Below are 13,107 nucleotides of genomic sequence, written 5' to 3' on the forward strand. Positions count from 1 at the left end.
ACCGCTGTGCGGCTTTTTTTATACCTGCCGTTTACCTCAACTATGCTTAGCTAAGGTTTTTAACGGAGGTAGCCGTGAATATTATTGCCATCATGGGACCACATGGCGTTTTCTATAAAGATGAGCCAATTAAGGAGCTGGAGCAGGCATTACAGGCCCAGGGCTTTCAACTTATCTGGCCGCAAAACAGCACCGACTTACTGAAATTTATCGAACACAACCCGCGTATCTGCGGCGTTATCTTTGACTGGGATGAGTACTCCCTCGATCTGTGCAGCGAAATCAATCAGCTTAATGAATATCTCCCGCTGTACGCCTTTATCAACACCCACTCGACGATGGATATCAGCATCCAGGATATGCGCATGGCGCTGTGGTTTTTCGAGTATGCGCTGGGTGTGTCCGAGGATATTGCTACGCGTATCGGTCAGTACACCCGCGAGTATCTCGAAACCATCACGCCGCCGTTTACCCGCGCGCTGTTTACCTACGTTAAAGAAGGCAAATATACCTTTTGTACGCCGGGGCATATGGCGGGCACGGCTTATCAGAAAAGCCCGGTTGGCTGTCTTTTTTACGATTTTTTCGGTGGCAATACGTTAAAAGCAGATGTCTCTATTTCGGTCACGGAATTGGGCTCGTTACTGGATCACACAGGCCCGCATCTGGAAGCCGAAGAGTATATCGCCCGCACCTTTGGCGCGGAGCAGAGCTACATGGTGACCAACGGCACCTCGACCTCGAATAAAATCGTCGGCATGTATGCCGCACCGGCCGGCAGCACATTGTTGATTGATCGTAACTGCCATAAGTCACTGGCACATCTGCTGATGATGAGCGACGTTACGCCGCTATGGCTGAAACCCGAGCGCAATGCATTGGGAATTTTGGGAGGTATTCCACGACGCGAATTTACCCATGCCAGCATCGAACAGAAGGTGGCAAAAACGGCGGGCGCGCGCTGGCCGGTACATGCGGTGATCACCAACTCCACTTATGACGGACTGTTGTATAACACTGACTGGATCAAAAAGACGCTTGATGTGCCGTCGATCCACTTCGATTCTGCCTGGGTTCCTTATACCAATTTCCACCCGATTTACGCCGGGAAAAGCGGCATGAGCGGCGAGCGGGTGCCGGGAAAAGTGTTCTTTGAAACCCAGTCGACGCACAAAATGCTGGCGGCATTTTCACAGGCATCGCTGATTCATATTAAAGGTGAATATGATGAAGACACCTTTAACGAAGCATTTATGATGCACACCACCACCTCGCCGAGTTATCCGCTGGTGGCCTCTATCGAAACGGCGGCTGCGATGCTGCGTGGCAATCCCGGCAAACGTCTGATTAACCGTTCCGTCGAGCGTGCGCTGCATTTCCGTAAAGAAGTTCAGCGGCTGAAAGATGAAGCCGATGGCTGGTTCTTTGATATCTGGCAGCCAGAAGAGATTGAAGAGGCGGACTGCTGGCCGGTTGCGCCCGGGGAAGCATGGCACGGTTTTCGCGATGCGGATGCCGACCATATGTTTCTCGATCCGGTTAAAGTGACCATTCTGACGCCGGGCATGGACGAGCTGGGGAACATGAGTGACGACGGGATCCCGGCGGCGCTGGTGGCGAAGTTCCTCGATGAGCGCGGTGTGGTGGTTGAGAAAACCGGGCCATATAACCTGCTGTTTTTATTCAGTATTGGCATTGATAAAACCCGCGCGATGGGTTTGCTGCGTGGGTTGATGGAGTTTAAACGCGCTTACGATCTGAATCTGCGCGTGAAGAATATGCTGCCGGATCTCTACGCCGAAGATCCGGATTTCTACCGCAATATGCGCATTCAGGATCTGGCGCAGGGGATCCATAAGCTCATCCGCCAGCACGATCTTCCACGTTTAATGCTGCAAGCGTTTGATGTATTACCGGAAATGAAACTGACGCCGCATCAGGCCTGGCAGCGGCAAATTCAGGGCGAAGTGGAAACTATTGAGCTGGAACGGCTGATCGGGCGGATTTCGGCGAATATGATCCTGCCTTATCCGCCAGGCGTGCCGCTGGTGATGCCCGGCGAAATGATCACCGAAGCGAGCAGAGCCGTGCTGGATTTCCTGCTGATGCTTTGCGCTATTGGCCGCCACTATCCCGGTTTTGAGACGGATATTCATGGCGCGAAGCGGGACGAAGAGGGCGTTTACCGGGTACGAGTCCTAAAAAACCGCTGAGCTATTGCGGGCAAACACCGGCAGGCGTAACGTTCTGGCATTCAGAAAAGGAGAGACTATGCTGGGTTTAAAACAGGTTCATCATATTGCCATCATTGCTACGGACTACGCGAAGAGTAAAGCGTTTTACTGCGATATCCTCGGGTTTACGCTGCAAAGCGAGGTCTATCGCGAAGCACGTGATTCATGGAAAGGCGACCTGGCGCTGAACGGCCAGTATGTGATTGAGCTGTTTTCTTTCCCGTTCCCGCCTGCGCGCCCCAGCCGGCCAGAAGCCTGCGGGTTACGTCATCTGGCATTTAGTGTGGATGATATAGATAAGGCAGTCGCGCACCTGGCGGCTCACGGTGTGCAGTGCGAGGAAATCCGTATCGATCCCTACACTGATAAACGCTTCACTTTCTTTACCGATCCTGATGGCCTGCCGCTGGAGCTTTACCAGCAGTAATACTTGCCACTTCCGCTAATGCCCGGTAACGTGCCGGGCATTACTCCGTTTTGATAATCGCTATGACCACGCCCTTTTTTGCATCAATGCCGACCACTTCGCGCCAGTTTCTGGTGGCGTTTAGTGGTGGGCTGGATTCAACCGTCCTGCTGCATAAATTGATGCTTTGGCGTCAGCAATTACCCGAACTCAGGCTGCGCGCCATTCATATTCACCACGGGCTTAGCCCGCACGCCGACGCCTGGGCGGAGCATTGTGAGGATATTTGCGCGCGCTGGCAGATCCCGCTTAGCGTCGTTCGTGTTCAAGTGGTGAATAACGGGGAAGGAATCGAAGCGCAGGCGCGAAATGCGCGTTATCAGGCGTTTGCGGATGCATTGATGCCTGGTGAAGTGCTGGTGACGGCTCAGCATCTGGACGATCAATGCGAGACGTTCCTGCTGGCGTTAAAACGTGGCAGCGGGCCTGCCGGGCTGGCGGCCATGCCCGAAAGTATGCCTTTTGCCGGAACCCAGCTTATTCGTCCGTTACTGACACAAACTCGCGATGAGCTGCACCAGTGGGCGCTTCACCATGCGCTGTCATGGATTGAGGATGAAAGTAACGCCGACGCCAGCTTCGATCGCAATTTTTTACGCTTGCAGGTTTTACCGGTGCTGGCGGCACGCTGGCCACATTTCGCTGACGCTGTTGCGCGAAGTGCCGCGCTGTGTGGCGAGCAAGAGCAGTTACTTGATGAGCTGCTGGCGGCGGAACTTATTGCTGCGACGACGGCTGAAGGGGCGCTGGAGCTTGTCCCTCTTTATGCGCTAAGCGATGTGCGCCGTCGGGCGCTGCTGCGTCGCTGGCTGGCGCAGCGCGGCGCGGTCATGCCGTCACGCGCCATGCTTGATCGCTTGTGGCAGGAAGTGGCGCTGGCGCGAGAAGATGCCTCACCGTGTCTGCGACTTGGTGAGTTCGAGGTGCGTCGTTATCAGTCGTGCTTGTGGTGGATCCGCGCCATTGAAAGCCAGCGTGATACGCAACTGCCGTGGCTGGCACCTTTCGAGCCGCTAACATTACCGGCGGGTCTGGGTGAGTTGTCGCTAGTGACGGGTGGGGACATTCGCCCCCCCAACGCTGATGAGGCGGTTTCGATCCGTTTTCAGGCACCCGGTATGTTGCATATCGTCGGGCGCAGCGGCGGGCGCAAGCTGAAGAAAATCTGGCAGGAACTTGGCGTGGCGCCCTGGCAGCGCGATACCACGCCGCTGCTGTTTTATGGTGAAACGTTGATGGCGGCGGCGGGGTTATTCGTTACGCGAGAAGGGGCGAAAAGCGCGGAGCAAAAAGGCGTACGGCTGGCGTGGCGAAGATAACGGGCAACAGGCGCTGCCCGCAAAATGTCAGGACTCGCTCACCACAACGGTGCCGATTTCAGGATGGCTGAAGCTGGCAATTTTATCGAGACGCAGTTCGCGCGCGGCGCCTGCGACATCAACCACCAGATACTCCACATTTTTACGTGAGACTAAATCGTTGGCTTTGGCGCTGAGCACCTCGCCGTCTTTCATTTCCAGCTTCAATAAAAGATGATGCTGGCAGGCGAGTTCAAGGTTGTCATAGTCATCACAGTTGATGGGTTGATAGGCATCATTCATTGACATAATCGCTCACCAGTAAGTTCGCGGCAGCGTACGCCGCCTTTTCCCTGACCGACTCTGAAAGGGTGTCATCCGACGCCATTTCATTCAGCACTTTCAACACGCACCCCAGCGCATCCGGGATATACCCTAAATCTCCGCTGGCGATTTCCGCATAACGTCTGCGTACTAACTCACAATAATTGTTCACATCACCTCCTGTCAGCAACCTGACTTTACTGTGAGATAACACTAAGCCTACGAAGTTAAACTCTGTTTAGCAAGGTGACTATACCACAGCTTATTCGTCATTATCAGGGCGATGAATATCCACTGCGACAAGAGATAACAGCGCTTTATGCTTATATTCGCTACAATAGCGACCATTTTATGAAGGAGCGGTGACATGGCATTAAAAGCGACAATTTATAAAGCGACGGTGAACGTTGCCGATTTGGATCGTAATCAGTTTTTAGATGCAACGCTGACGCTGGCTCGCCATCCTTCTGAGACGCAAGAACGCATGATGCTGCGCCTGCTGGCGTGGATGAAATATGCGGATGAACGCCTGCAATTTACCCGCGGTCTCAGTGCCGACGATGAACCGGAACTGTGGCTACGCAATGATTATCTGGGTATCGATCTGTGGATTGAGCTGGGGCTGCCGGAGGAAAAACGGCTGAAGAAAGCCTGCTCACAGGCGAAAGAGGTGGCGCTTTTTACCTATAATTCACGCGCGGCGCAGATCTGGTGGCAGCAGAACCAGTCGCGCTGCGCGGCATTTAGCAATCTGAGCATCTGGTATCTGGATGATGTGCAACTGGCCGGGTTGAGCTCGTTTGCCAGCGATCGTACCATGACGCTGCAAGCGACGTTGCAGGATGGCGCTATCTGGTTATCGGATGAGAGCCAGAATCTGGAGATCCACCTTGAAGCCTGGCAGCAGCCGCAATGATTGAGATCTCCCGTTCAGTTTCGATTGCTGACGAAGAGCTGGAAATCACGGCAGTGCGGTCGCAGGGCGCGGGCGGGCAGCATGTCAATAAGAGCTCAACGGCGATCCACCTGCGTTTTGACATCCGGGCTTCAAGCCTGCCAGAGTATTACAAAGCGCGTTTACTGGAGGCGTCGCACCATCTGATTAGCAGCGAAGGCTGGGTGGTGATAAAAGCACAGGAATATCGCAGCCAGGAGATGAACCGCGAAGCGGCAATCGCTCGTCTGGTAGCGTTAATTAAAGAATTAACCGTTGTGCAAAAGAGCCGTCGGGCAACGCGCCCAACCCGCGCATCAAAAGAGCGCCGGTTATCGGGCAAGGCGCAAAAGTCGTCGGTAAAGGCGTTACGCGGTAAAGTTCGTGGCCATGAAGGCTGACGGGTACTAACAGAATTGAGCATAAGGAATCGGGTGTGAAAAAAGCGATTTTAGCGGTGCTGGCGGGGTGTACGCTCTTTGCGCTTTTCGGATGTAACAACCGTGGCGATGTTGAGACGGTGCAGCCAACACACGTTGAAGAATTGAAACCGATGCAGCAAAGCTGGCGCGGTGTATTGCCCTGTGCGGATTGCGAAGGGATTGAAACCTCTCTGTTTCTGGATAAAGACGGTAGCTGGGTGATGAACCAACGCTATCAGGGAGGAAAAGCGCCCGCGGTGTTTGCCACCTATGGGAACTGGGCGCGCACGGCGGATAAACTGATCCTCACTGATACGCACGGTGATAAAACCTTTTTCCGCGCCAAAGGCGATGCGCTGGAGATGCTGGACCAGCAAGGCAATCCCATCACTTCTCAGTTCAATTACACGTTACAGCCAGTAAAAGCCGCGCTACCGGCAACGCCAATGGCGATGCGCGGCATGTATATGTACATGGCTGATGCGGCGGTATTTACCGATTGTGCAACCGGCAAGAAGGTAACCGTTGCCAGCAATGCGCAGCTTGAGCGCGACTATGCGGCAGCGCGCGGAACAGAAACCAAACCGATTCTGCTGGTGGTCGAAGGGCATTTTACCGTTGAGCCAAACCCCGACACCGGTGCGGCGCAGAAAGTGCTGGTGACGAATAAACGCGGTAAGTTTAGCCCCAATAAAGGCTGTGATGATTAAGCATTAGCAGCGCAAAGCCCGCCTTAACAGAAGGCGGCATGCTTTATCGTGAAGGGCATGCGAAACCTGCGTTTACGATGAAACCTCTGTTGGTCATGCTTGATTTAAACGCAGCGATAATAAGGCCGAGCCAAAACCAGATACCCGTTATATGGTTTTACGGTCGTTATAAAAAAGCCCCGCATTGCGGGGCTTTTTGTTGGGGCGCTTAGCCTTTGATGGCTTTGACCAGATAATCGAGGATATCCCCGGTTTTGATCAGTTGTTTCTCGCCATTGCGACGGTATTTATATTCGATATCGTCGTTGTCGAGGTTACGATCGCCAATTACCACCGTATGCGGGATACCGATCAGTTCCATATCGGCAAACATCACACCCGGGCGCTCTTTACGATCGTCCATCAGCACTTCAATACCCTGCGCACGCAGCTCGGCGTAGAGTTTCTCCGCTAGTTCCTGCACGCGATAAGATTTGTGCATGTTCATTGGCAGCAGCGCGACCTGGAACGGGGCAATGGCGTCAGGCCAGATGATCCCGCGCTCGTCGTTGTTCTGCTCAATGGCTGCAGCCACTACGCGCGTTACACCAATACCGTAGCAACCCATGGTCAGGATCTGGTTACGCCCATCTTCACCCTGCACGGCGGCGTTCAGCGCCTGGGAGTACTTGGTGCCCAGTTGGAAGATGTGACCGACTTCGATACCGCGCTTGATAAGCAGCGTACCTTTGCCATCCGGGCTCGGATCGCCAGCAACAACATTACGAATATCTGCCACTTCCGGGGTCGCCACATCACGATCCCAGTTGATGCCGAAGTAGTGTTTGCCATCGATATTCGCGCCAGCAGAAAAATCGCTCATCGCCGCAACGGTACGGTCAATCACAACCGGAACCGGCATATTCACCGGGCCGAGCGAGCCTGGGCCTGCATTCACTACCGCGCGGATTTCCGCTTCGGTGGCGAAGGTCAACGGCGCGGCAACCTGCGGCAGTTTTTCCGCTTTAACTTCGTTCAGCTCATGATCGCCGCGCACCAGCAGCGCAACCAGCGGATAGCTGCTGCCTTCAACGGCTTTAACCAGCAGGGTTTTCACGGTTTTTTCAATCGGCAGGTTGAACTGCTCAACCAGCTCAGCGATGGTTTTGGCGTTCGGCGTGTCAACCAGCGTCATTTCCTGCGTTGCTGCAGCGCGCGGCTCTTTTGGTGCCAGCGCTTCGGCAAACTCAATGTTGGCGGCAAATTCGGATGAGTCAGAGAAGATCACATCGTCTTCACCGCTCTGCGCCAGCACCTGGAATTCGTGCGAGGCGCTACCGCCGATCGAGCCGGTATCTGCCTGTACGGCGCGGAAATCCAGACCCATACGGCTGAAGATTTTGCTGTAGGCGGCGTACATTGCATCGTACGTCTCCTGCAACGATTCCTGTGAAGTATGGAAAGAGTAGGCATCTTTCATCAGGAATTCGCGTGAGCGCATGACGCCAAAACGCGGGCGCACTTCATCACGAAACTTGGTCTGGATCTGGAAGAAGTTCAGCGGCAACTGCTTGTACGAGTTCAGCTCGTTACGAATCAGGTCGGTGATCACTTCTTCATGCGTTGGGCCGAGGACAAACGGACGATCGCCGCGATCGACAAAACGCAGCAGTTCCGGGCCATATTGCTCCCAGCGGCCGCTTTCCTGCCACAGGTCGGCGGGCTGCACTACTGGCATGGACACCTCAATCGCACCGGCGTTATTCATCTCTTCACGCACGATGTTTTCGACTTTTTTCAGAACGCGCAAACCGGTTGGCAGCCAGGTGTATAACCCGGAGGCCAGTTTGCGGATCATCCCGGCGCGCAGCATCAGCTGGTGGCTGATGACTTCGGCGTCGGCAGGCGTCTCCTTCAGAGTGGAGAGCAAGTATTGGCTAGTACGCATGTTGTTACGGTTCCATTTGGACAATCGGAACAGGCCTAAGACAGGCCTGACACAGAAAAAAGTGGTTTAGTTTATCAGCCTGGCAGAGATGCCAAAAGAGAGGGGGATAAAATTAGCGCGCTTCGAGCGCAAACACTTCAAAGCCGCCATCGGTTACGCGCCAGCGCACGTTAAAATCCAACAGCCAGACGGCGTAGGTTTTTCCCTGCTCTTCCCCTTTTTTATAAGCCGGGCGCGGATCCTGAGCCAGCACTTCGCACAGAAAGGTTTTGAAATGCGGGTAGCGCTTTTCAAGCCCACTAAGCTGCGCTTCGACATCCGGCGTAAAGGTGACGGCGACATCAGCAGGAGGCGCCTGTTGCGCGTAGCTGGCTTGCGCGTGTGGCAAGGCTTCAGCAAACGGCAAATAGGGCTTGATATCCACCACCGGCGTGCCATCGACCAGATCAAGACTGCCAAGTTGTAGAATCACCTGATCTTTCTGACAGCGGATGCCGTGCAACTCAACCAGCGACATGCCGATCGGGTTAGGCCGGAAGGTTGAACGCGTGGCGAAAACTCCCATTCTCGCGTTTCCTCCCAGCCGGGGCGGGCGCACGGTTGGTCGCCAGCCACCTTCCATCGTTTGATGAAAAATGAAAAGCACCCACAGGTGGCTGAACTCTTCAAGGCCACGCACGGCATCGGGCTGGTTATAAGGAGAAAGCAAGTGAAGTTCGCCGCCGCCGTGTTTCACCAGGCCTGGCTGGCGCGGTACGGCAAACTTCTCTTTATACGGTGAGCGGATAACGCCGATTTGCTCGAAAGCAAATGTACTCATTTGGATGAGATATTCAGTGCAGAACCTACGCAAACCGCCTGACGGTAGCAACCCGGCGTGCCGCTGGTCACTTCGCAGCTGTGCTGCAGAACTGCGTTAGCTTTCAACTTAGATGCATTGATTTGCATGCGTTTACGCGCGGTAGGGATATTCGGCGGAGAGTCCTGGTTAGTAGCCTGGCAGGATTCACCGGTGACTTCGCCCAGATCGCGGAATGGTTTACCCACCAGTTCAGTGGCATCCGTAATAACCCGTACAGGGGCAAGACGCGTGACTTTCGGTTTCTCCGGTTCTACTTTTGGCGCCGCAGCGGTGCTTTTTACAGGTTCGACAGGAGATCTGCTTAGCAAGGAGCAGCCACTTAACATGAGTGCCAATAAACAGATCGGTAAAGCACGCATAATATATCCTCGAAGTAATTTTCTTAACGCCGCTTATTGAATCAGGCGCGTGCACAAATGACAAGGCGGGCTTGCGCCCGCCTTGAATGATATTACAGACTGAGGAGATTACCAGCCTTTCACTGCACCGCCGTTGAAGACTTTATTTGCCGCTTCGCTGACTTCGTCAGACTGGTAAGCCTGGACGAATTTCTTCACGTTTTCCGCGTCTTTGTTATCTTCGCGCGCGACGATCAGGTTGACGTACGGGGAGTCTTTATCTTCAACGAAGATGCCGTCTTTTTCCGGCGTCAGGCCAATCTGGCTGGCGTAAGTGGTATTGATGACCGCCAGCGCAATCTGCGCATCGTCCAGGGAACGCGGCAGTTGCGGGGCTTCCAGTTCAACAATTTTCAGGTTTTTCGGGTTTTCGGTGATATCCAGCACGGTTGGCAGCAGACCCACGCCATCTTTCAGTTTGATAAGGCCCTGTTTTTGCAGCAACAGCAGGGAACGACCGAGGTTGGTTGGGTCGTTCGGAACGGCTACCTGAGAACCATCCTGCAGCTCAGACAGGGCTTTGATTTTTTTGGAGTAACCGGCGATCGGGTAAACGAAGGTGTTGCCGACCGGAACCAGTTTGAAACCACGGTCTTTAATCTGCTGATCCAGATACGGTTTATGCTGGAAAGCGTTCGCGTCAATGTCGCCTTTACTCAGCGCTTCGTTCGGCAGCACGTAGTCGTTAAAGGTAACCAGCTCAACATCCAGGCCATATTTCTCTTTTGCGACTTTCTGCGCGACTTCAGCAACTTGCTGTTCGGCACCCACAATCACACCGACTTTGATGTGATTCGGATCTTTTTCGTCCTGGCCGCAACCTGCCAGTGCCAGAGAACCCAGCAGAGCACCAACTGCTGCAAAGGTCTTGAATTTAAAAGCCATGATATTTTCCTTTCTATCTGAGTCGTTATGTTGTGTGTAACGTTATTTATGCGTCACAGCCCGGACGATACGATCGCCAGCGAACTGAATTAAGTAAACCAGAACCACGAGCAATATCAGTACGGTATTCATCACTAATGGATTGTAGGTCACATAGCCGTATTGGATACCCAACTGACCTAAACCACCCGCACCAACGGCACCGCCCATCGCTGAGTAACCCACCAGGGTAATCAGCGTAATGGTCGCCGCGTTAATCAGCCCCGGCAGCGCTTCCGGCAGCAGAACTTTGCGGATGATCTGCATTGGCGTTGCGCCCATGGCGCGTGATGCTTCAATCAGACCCGCAGGAAGCTCCAGCAGAGTATTTTCTACCATGCGGGCAATAAACGGTGCGGCGCCTACGGTCAGTGGAACGATAACCGCATACAGACCAATAGATGTGCCAACAATCACACGGGTGAAAGGAATCATCCACACCAGCAAAATGATAAACGGGATGGAGCGGAAAATATTCACCAGTGCGGAAATCACGCGATACAACCCCGGGTTTTGCATGATCTGACCCGGACGCGTCACATATAGCAGTACGCCGAACGGCAGCCCGACGATAAAACCCAGCAAGCCTGAAGCAAAGGTCATAAATAATGTTTCCCAGATGCTGCGGGCAAAAAGCCACATCATTGCCTCAGACATAACCGAGTACCTCTACTTTTACATGGTGTTCTTGCAGCCAGGCGATCGCCGCCTGCGTATCCTCCGGGGTGCCGTGCATTTCAGTCAGCATAATGCCGAACTTCACGCCGCCCGCGTAATCCATCTGCGCGCTGATAATATTGTTATTCACGTTAAAACGACGCGCCGTTTCCGACAGCAGCGGGGCATCGACGGATTGACCGGTAAACTCCATCCGCAGCATCGGTACACTGTCCGTTTGCGGCTGCGCCTGTAAGCGTTGCAGGTAATCTTCCGGAATATCGAGGTGCAGTGTGGACTGGATAAACTGCTGCGCCAGCGGTGTTTTCGGATGGGAGAACACTTCGCTCACCGTATCCTGCTCAATCAGTTCGCCGTTGCTGATTACCGCCACGCAATCACAAATGCGTTTTACCACATCCATTTCATGCGTAATGAGCAGGATAGTTAGCCCGAGGCGACGGTTAATGTCTTTGAGCAATTCAAGAATAGAACGTGTGGTTGCCGGATCCAGTGCGCTGGTGGCTTCATCACATAACAACACTTTCGGGTTGCTGGCCAGCGCACGAGCAATGGCGACGCGCTGTTTTTGCCCGCCGGAAAGATTGGCCGGGTAGCTGTCGTGCTTATCTGCCAGACCCACCAGATCGAGAAGTTCTGTTACCCGGCGATTGATCTCGTCGCGCGAGGTATTATCCAGCTCCAGCGGTAAAGCAACGTTACCGAAAACGGTTCGCGAAGAGAGCAGGTTGAAGTGCTGGAAGATCATGCCAATTTGGCGGCGGGCTTTGGTTAATTCCGCTTCTGACAGCTGTGTCAGATCCTGACCGTCAACCAGAACGCTGCCCTGCGATGGGCGTTCAAGCAAGTTCACGCAGCGGATAAGCGTACTTTTCCCCGCCCCTGACGCGCCAATAACGCCATAAATCTGGCCAGCAGGAACGTGCAGGCTTACGTTGTTCAGCGCCTGAATCGTACGGTTCCCTTGCTGGAACACTTTGGTGATATTCGAAAGTTTAATCATTAGATTATTTTTATCGTATGAGAGTTAGCCGTGGCATTTTCTTCTGCCGGTTACGACTTTCAGCCGTAAACAGAGCGGATGGTAAGGCATCCAGACGTCTAAATCAATGTCACTCATCAACGATGAGCACTTTCCTGTGTAGCGAAACATGAGATACTAAGAACATATGCCTTTTTCAGGAGCAAACCCGTGGCAAAGTCTGTACCCGCTATTTTTCTCGATCGTGATGGCACTATTAATGTTGATCACGGCTATGTCCATGAGATCGACGAATTTGAATTTATTGATGGCGTTATTGATGCCATGCGCGAACTGAAAGAAATGGGTTATGCGTTGGTGCTGGTGACTAACCAGTCTGGTATTGCGCGCGGCAAATTCACCGAAGCGCAGTTTGAAACGTTAACCGAGTGGATGGATTGGTCTTTAGCCGATCGTGGTGTTGATTTGGATGGTATCTACTATTGTCCACATCACCCGCAGGGAACAGTAGAAGAGTTCCGCCAGGTTTGTGACTGCCGTAAACCGCACCCGGGCATGCTCATCTCGGCGCGCGATTTTCTGCACATTGATATGGCCGCTTCTTATATGGTTGGCGATAAGCTGGAAGATATGCAGGCGGCATCTGCCGCACAGGTAGGAACAAAAGTACTGGTACGCACCGGTAAACCCGTCACGCCGGAAGCTGAAAATAGCGCCGATTGGGTGATTAATAGCCTCGCGGAGCTGCCTGCAACCATTAAAAAGCACCAAAAATAGCCTTTATGACGAAAAGATGAGCGGTTGAAATAAAAATGTGTTTTTCCGCTTGTCATTCAGCTCGGGCTCCCTATAATGCGCCTCCATCGACACGGCGGATGTGAATCACTTCACACAAACAACCGGTTCGGTTGAAGAGAAAAAATCCTGAAATTCAGGGTTGACTCTGAA

Annotated in this window: 15 protein-coding genes; 7 read left to right on the forward strand and 8 right to left on the reverse strand. The window is 53.4% G+C overall.

The genetic code is table 11. From position 1 onward, the window contains the following. The first annotated feature begins 74 nt into the window (after positions 1 to 74). From M8Q36_RS10195 to tilS, 3 genes are all read left to right on the forward strand, one after another. Positions 75 to 2,213: a lysine decarboxylase LdcC gene (locus tag M8Q36_RS10195; protein WP_249880793.1), complete on the forward strand. Its 2,139-nt coding sequence runs from the start codon at positions 75 to 77 to the stop codon at positions 2,211 to 2,213. A 58-nt stretch (positions 2,214 to 2,271) separates the two neighbouring features. Then, positions 2,272 to 2,661, forward strand: a complete 390-nt coding sequence (locus M8Q36_RS10200; protein WP_020456619.1) for a VOC family protein — start codon at positions 2,272 to 2,274, stop codon at positions 2,659 to 2,661. Between the two features lie 62 nt (positions 2,662 to 2,723). After that, on the forward strand, positions 2,724 to 4,019 hold the full coding sequence (gene tilS, locus M8Q36_RS10205) for a tRNA lysidine(34) synthetase TilS (RefSeq protein WP_249880794.1): 1,296 nt from the start codon (positions 2,724 to 2,726) through the stop codon (positions 4,017 to 4,019). A 27-nt stretch (positions 4,020 to 4,046) separates the two neighbouring features. Here tilS and rof read toward each other — a convergent pair whose 3' ends face one another. Together rof and M8Q36_RS10215 are read right to left on the reverse strand one after the other, a co-directional pair. Continuing rightward, positions 4,047 to 4,307: a Rho-binding antiterminator gene (gene rof, locus M8Q36_RS10210; protein WP_017458015.1), complete on the reverse strand. Its 261-nt coding sequence runs from the start codon at positions 4,305 to 4,307 to the stop codon at positions 4,047 to 4,049. Continuing rightward, positions 4,294 to 4,494, reverse strand: coding sequence for a YaeP family protein (locus M8Q36_RS10215; protein WP_017458016.1), 201 nt, complete (start codon positions 4,492 to 4,494; stop codon positions 4,294 to 4,296). The genes rof and M8Q36_RS10215 overlap by 14 nt, the downstream gene beginning before the upstream one ends. Positions 4,495 to 4,689: 195 nt before the next feature. On the opposite strand from M8Q36_RS10215, the gene M8Q36_RS10220 reads away from it, so the two are divergent. The 3 genes from M8Q36_RS10220 to nlpE are packed head-to-tail and all read left to right on the forward strand — an operon-like array spanning position 4,690 to position 6,388. Continuing rightward, positions 4,690 to 5,238 carry a YaeQ family protein gene (locus M8Q36_RS10220; protein ID WP_249880795.1) on the forward strand — a complete coding sequence of 183 codons (549 nt, stop codon included), beginning with the start codon at positions 4,690 to 4,692 and terminating at the stop codon, positions 5,236 to 5,238. Next, positions 5,235 to 5,657 carry an alternative ribosome rescue aminoacyl-tRNA hydrolase ArfB gene (gene arfB, locus M8Q36_RS10225; protein ID WP_249880796.1) on the forward strand — a complete coding sequence of 141 codons (423 nt, stop codon included), beginning with the start codon at positions 5,235 to 5,237 and terminating at the stop codon, positions 5,655 to 5,657. The genes M8Q36_RS10220 and arfB overlap by 4 nt, the downstream gene beginning before the upstream one ends. A 35-nt stretch (positions 5,658 to 5,692) precedes the next feature. After that, positions 5,693 to 6,388, forward strand: coding sequence for an envelope stress response activation lipoprotein NlpE (gene nlpE, locus M8Q36_RS10230; protein ID WP_249880797.1), 696 nt, complete (start codon positions 5,693 to 5,695; stop codon positions 6,386 to 6,388). Positions 6,389 to 6,596: 208 nt separating this feature from the next. Here the strand turns inward: nlpE and proS are convergent, their stop codons facing one another. From proS to metN, 6 genes are all read right to left on the reverse strand, one after another. Continuing rightward, entirely contained in the window at positions 6,597 to 8,315 is a 1,719-nt protein-coding gene (gene proS, locus M8Q36_RS10235) for a proline--tRNA ligase (RefSeq protein WP_249880798.1), read from the reverse strand. 112 nt (positions 8,316 to 8,427) lie between these two features. Beyond that, positions 8,428 to 9,135: a tRNA (N6-threonylcarbamoyladenosine(37)-N6)-methyltransferase TrmO gene (gene tsaA / locus M8Q36_RS10240; protein ID WP_249880799.1), complete on the reverse strand. Its 708-nt coding sequence runs from the start codon at positions 9,133 to 9,135 to the stop codon at positions 8,428 to 8,430. Further along, on the reverse strand, positions 9,132 to 9,536 hold the full coding sequence (gene rcsF, locus M8Q36_RS10245; protein ID WP_249880800.1) for an envelope stress sensor lipoprotein RcsF: 405 nt from the start codon (positions 9,534 to 9,536) through the stop codon (positions 9,132 to 9,134). Before rcsF ends, tsaA begins: the two co-directional genes overlap by 4 nt. Before the next feature lie 108 nt (positions 9,537 to 9,644). Beyond that, positions 9,645 to 10,460: a methionine ABC transporter substrate-binding lipoprotein MetQ gene (gene metQ / locus M8Q36_RS10250; RefSeq protein ID WP_017458023.1), complete on the reverse strand. Its 816-nt coding sequence runs from the start codon at positions 10,458 to 10,460 to the stop codon at positions 9,645 to 9,647. A gap of 42 nt (positions 10,461 to 10,502) precedes the next feature. Next, a complete protein-coding gene (locus M8Q36_RS10255) occupies positions 10,503 to 11,156 on the reverse strand; it encodes a methionine ABC transporter permease MetI (RefSeq protein ID WP_017458024.1) in 654 nt (217 codons plus the stop codon). Next, positions 11,149 to 12,180, reverse strand: a complete 1,032-nt coding sequence (gene metN / locus M8Q36_RS10260) for a methionine ABC transporter ATP-binding protein MetN (protein WP_020456628.1) — start codon at positions 12,178 to 12,180, stop codon at positions 11,149 to 11,151. The genes M8Q36_RS10255 and metN overlap by 8 nt, the downstream gene beginning before the upstream one ends. 189 nt (positions 12,181 to 12,369) lie before the next feature. Between metN and gmhB the strand changes: the two genes are divergently transcribed. After that, the gene (gene gmhB / locus M8Q36_RS10265; RefSeq protein ID WP_249880801.1) at positions 12,370 to 12,936 is read left to right on the forward strand and encodes a D-glycero-beta-D-manno-heptose 1,7-bisphosphate 7-phosphatase; all 567 of its coding nucleotides are present in this window, start codon (positions 12,370 to 12,372) and stop codon (positions 12,934 to 12,936) included. The last annotated feature ends 171 nt before the right edge of the window (positions 12,937 to 13,107 follow it).

This window comes from Kosakonia sp. R1.Fl, assembly GCF_023516815.1.
Taxonomy (GTDB): Bacteria; Pseudomonadota; Gammaproteobacteria; order Enterobacterales; family Enterobacteriaceae; genus Kosakonia.

Coding starts and splice junctions, on each gene's coding strand:
- M8Q36_RS10200 (WP_020456619.1), top strand. CDS start 2,272: ATGCTGGGTTTAAAACAGGTTCATCATATTGCCATCATTGCTACGGAC.
- tilS (WP_249880794.1), top strand. CDS start 2,724: ATGACCACGCCCTTTTTTGCATCAATGCCGACCACTTCGCGCCAGTTT.
- rof (WP_017458015.1), bottom strand. CDS start 4,307: ATGTCAATGAATGATGCCTATCAACCCATCAACTGTGATGACTATGAC.
- M8Q36_RS10220 (WP_249880795.1), top strand. CDS start 4,690: ATGGCATTAAAAGCGACAATTTATAAAGCGACGGTGAACGTTGCCGAT.
- arfB (WP_249880796.1), top strand. CDS start 5,235: ATGATTGAGATCTCCCGTTCAGTTTCGATTGCTGACGAAGAGCTGGAA.
- proS (WP_249880798.1), bottom strand. CDS start 8,315: ATGCGTACTAGCCAATACTTGCTCTCCACTCTGAAGGAGACGCCTGCC.
- tsaA (WP_249880799.1), bottom strand. CDS start 9,135: ATGAGTACATTTGCTTTCGAGCAAATCGGCGTTATCCGCTCACCGTAT.
- rcsF (WP_249880800.1), bottom strand. CDS start 9,536: ATGCGTGCTTTACCGATCTGTTTATTGGCACTCATGTTAAGTGGCTGC.
- metQ (WP_017458023.1), bottom strand. CDS start 10,460: ATGGCTTTTAAATTCAAGACCTTTGCAGCAGTTGGTGCTCTGCTGGGT.
- M8Q36_RS10255 (WP_017458024.1), bottom strand. CDS start 11,156: ATGTCTGAGGCAATGATGTGGCTTTTTGCCCGCAGCATCTGGGAAACA.
- metN (WP_020456628.1), bottom strand. CDS start 12,180: ATGATTAAACTTTCGAATATCACCAAAGTGTTCCAGCAAGGGAACCGT.